Consider the following 3,468-nt stretch of genomic DNA (forward strand, 5'->3'; position numbering starts at 1 on the left):
AGCCTCGGACCTGGGACATGCGGAGATCGTGGGTTCGGAGCCCACCCCGGCCATACAATCTATTCTATTCAGTTACTGACAAATATCTGATTAATTGGGGTCTGATCTCAAATGACTCCACAGAAACCTCGTTAATAGTGAGAAGTGAAGTTGAGACTACAGTGGGTTTAGCGGGGCTGTGATGCGTGGTTTCGGGCGAATTTTCGAGGCGAAGCTGCTTCGGATCTACTCTCGATAGTCTTCTGGTGGCGTACTACCAACTAAACCGGTGAATTTCCAAGATCTCCGACAGTGTTGCCACTCAGGAATCCGGACTACCCCGGACAGAGTATCTCTCTATCCGATTCCAGTTTCCTTCTTCAGCAGCGTCAGCGTATTGTCGGCTGTTACGATCGGCGAATGTTCATACTCACCCGTCAGCTCGACTTGGACGAGCAAATCGACCGCTCGCCAAATCGAGTACAAGAGACACGCGAATTCGAAGTAGAAGAATCGGAGCCCGAAATTCTTCGACGTCGTCGCCGCCATGAACCGCTTTATCGATCGATAGCCACTCTCGATTTCCTACCGGTAGCCGTACTCCGTGAGGTGTCCGCTCCCCCGGTTCGTCATGAACACCGAGTACTGCCGATGATCGTCGTGCTCGGAGTCCTCTTTCCGGCGGTAGATCAGCGTCGTCTCGTGCCACTCATTCTTTCCGAGATGGAGCTTCCGGTCGGTCTCGTAGCGGTCTTGGTCGCGCTGGAGCAATCGCTTGGCCTGGGCTTTCTCGCTGGTCTGCATTCGCTTCGGCACGACGTATGAAAGCCCGCGCTGGCTGATCATCTCCAGGATGTGCTGGCTGTCGAACTCCCGATCCATCAGCACGTTATCGACGTGTACCAACTCTTCAGCCGAATCCAGCAAGTCCTCGACGATTTCCAGTCGTGTCTCCCCCTTTCGGACGGGGCGGGCATCGAGGACCAGCGGGACGGCGTTGCCGACTAACTGGACGGACGCCCACTGGTAAGCATACTCGTCGGTCTTCTCCTTCGTCCCGATGATCTCGTCCTCGTGGCCCGTGCGGTTACCTGTGAACGGGTCAGCTTCGGTAATGTCGATCGCGACGATTCCGGCTCGAAAGAACTGCTCTGTCTCGGCAACTTCGTTCAGGAGCCGAGTGATGGCCTGCCGGTACATCGCTCGAACCTGTTCAATCGAGAGGTTCCGAATCTGCTCCCGATGGGCGTGCCCCAGCGGCGTCCGATCCCGAGTCGATTCGTAGACGAAACTGCGAGCCCCTTCGTTCGCAGCCAGCCGCTCACGAAGACCCAGATACGTTTGTAAGTCCCAGTACGCGTTCTCATGGATTTCACAGCCATCACCACGGTCCAACGAGAATGACGGGAAGACGACTCGGCTGACGTGATCGCTGATCTTCGCTGCTTCTTCCAAAATAGTCTGGTCGTCAAGATCGGTCTCCATAGACTCTTCGTTGTGGTACTGGAGCTTCCGTTCCGGGTCACGAGGAACCGCAACACCGGCATTCTGGGCGTTGATGAGGGTCGTCCGAGCCGTTCTCTCGACAGTCTCACGGAGCTTGGCACTGAAGCGCTCATTCCAACTGCGCCAGAGAGTCGACTGGTCGGGAACGGAATCGAACCCAAGCGATCGACGGGTTTCAGAGTGCTGACGGAGATACTCGACGAGCGCGGTTTCGTGATCCCAGCCGTACACTTCTTTCAGCAGGAACGCTCTGAAGAGCTGTGGCATCTCATATCGGGTCGGACCGGAGTACTGGTCGTGGGGACTGAACTCCACGTAGGACAGTAGATACTGACAGACCAACCCCTCGACCGAGTTGTGAGCGCTGTGTTCGAACCAGATTCCAGAGACAGTCCGGAAATCCTCAATGAGCGCAGTCAGTGAACTTTGGTCGTACAGTGGCGTCGCGTCGTAGGCCGGCCAATCGACGTGTGGGCGTTGAGCGATTCGTCGAAAGACATCACGGCGGGAAGTGTCACTCGGGACCACTAGAACTCCATGCCCCTGACTCGTGTACGGACTCATCTCCATCGAAAGATGTGCGGTACTGTCCGAAACGGGCCAATTCCAACTTTGCTGCCAGTCCTCTACTATCAGGCTGAGTCGAGACCACGGGAAGGTCAGTCACCGATTGCGGTGATAATGTGGAGGACGAGGATGATGGCAGTGACAACAGTCAGCAAGACGTGTATTCGTCGCCATCGTGAAAAGAGAGTCTCTTTTGTGACAGTCAGCACACGGCCAACGACTGACGGTGTCTCATCTCCTCGTCCAAGCCGGACGACGTGTCGATGTAGATATCGACCATACAGGCCACTCGCCACCTCTACACCGAGCAAGACAGCAACTGCGAGACCGAGGCCTTCCCACTCTTCGACAGCAATGAAGTGTGGCAGCGTTAGTGCCGTCCCGATGAGAACGACCCACTGGTGTGTTTGTAACTGATACCGACGGTACTGCACCGGCAGCAATCGCTTTCGCTTTACAAGACTGTACCCGAGGACACCGAAGACGAGAAGGACAACGCCAGCTTCAACCACACCAATGTACGGAGCCTCATTCACTTCGCCACCAAGGCCCCACCAATCTCCAATCAGACTCGCGCCTGTCTCATCTTCGTCCGAATCCTCTACATCTTCACCTTCCTCTTCCTCACCCTCCAATTCATCCACGTCCGCAACAGGAGGGAGTGACTGTTCTGTTGCGTCAAGATTTTTCACGACTATATGATCACCATCTACTGGTGATGCCCCCGCTTGAACAGTGCCGACTCCACTAACGACCAGAATGAGCACAACGGCGAGACCGACTTGCGATAATCGATTATACATATCTAGCTGTGGGTACGGTATCAAAAAGTGTGTTCGCGTCCAGTCATCGAATCGTATGCGTCCACACAGTATTCTGGCATAATACGAAGGGCTCAACGCAGGTGCCCGGGACTACTGTGCCTGCAGACGGTTACTTTACAATAGCGGATAGGTTTGATCCGCGATCAGCTAATCTTCGTCATCATCGTCGGACTGGTCGTCAGAGTCATCATCGTCGGACTGGTCGTCAGAGTCATCATCGTCGGACTGGTCGTCGGAGTCAGAGTCTGAATCAGGGTTGCCAGCGTCATCCTCATCAGAGTTTTCGTCACCTTTGTTCTCGTTTGAGCTGTCGTCAGAAACCGTATCCTCTGAATCCGAATTGTCGTCGGTGTCGGTCTCGTTGAGGTCGTCAGTGTCTGTCTCGTTGATGTCGTCGATATCGATGGTCTCACTCGGGGTGTCGGCAGTCAAGCTATCGGATGCACTATCATCGGAAAAGAGTGCTCCGAGCGAATCAAATAGCGATAGTCCGCTAAGTGACTCTATCCCTATCTCACTCGTCCCCGTAGCAGTACTGTTCGTTTCTTGATCAGCATCTGCTGTTTGGTTCGCGGGCGCGGCGGTGGCGGAA

At 54.8% G+C, this 3,468-nt stretch carries 1 protein-coding gene and 2 pseudogenes; all 3 read right to left on the reverse strand.

Annotated features, from left to right (window positions below; translation table 11 throughout):
- Positions 1 to 336: 336 nt before the first annotated feature.
- A pseudogene (locus EXE44_RS16005) lies at positions 337 to 2,049 on the reverse strand (transposase).
- A 95-nt stretch (positions 2,050 to 2,144) separates the two neighbouring features.
- Positions 2,145 to 2,819 carry a hypothetical protein gene (locus EXE44_RS16010; protein ID WP_206750392.1) on the reverse strand — a complete coding sequence of 225 codons (675 nt, stop codon included), beginning with the start codon at positions 2,817 to 2,819 and terminating at the stop codon, positions 2,145 to 2,147.
- 204 nt (positions 2,820 to 3,023) lie between these two features.
- A pseudogene (locus EXE44_RS21125) lies at positions 3,024 to 3,468 on the reverse strand (hypothetical protein); the annotation flags it as partial.

It is taken from the genome of Halorubrum sp. SS7 (assembly GCF_005435055.1).
Taxonomy (GTDB): Archaea; Halobacteriota; Halobacteria; order Halobacteriales; family Haloferacaceae; genus Halorubrum; species Halorubrum salinarum.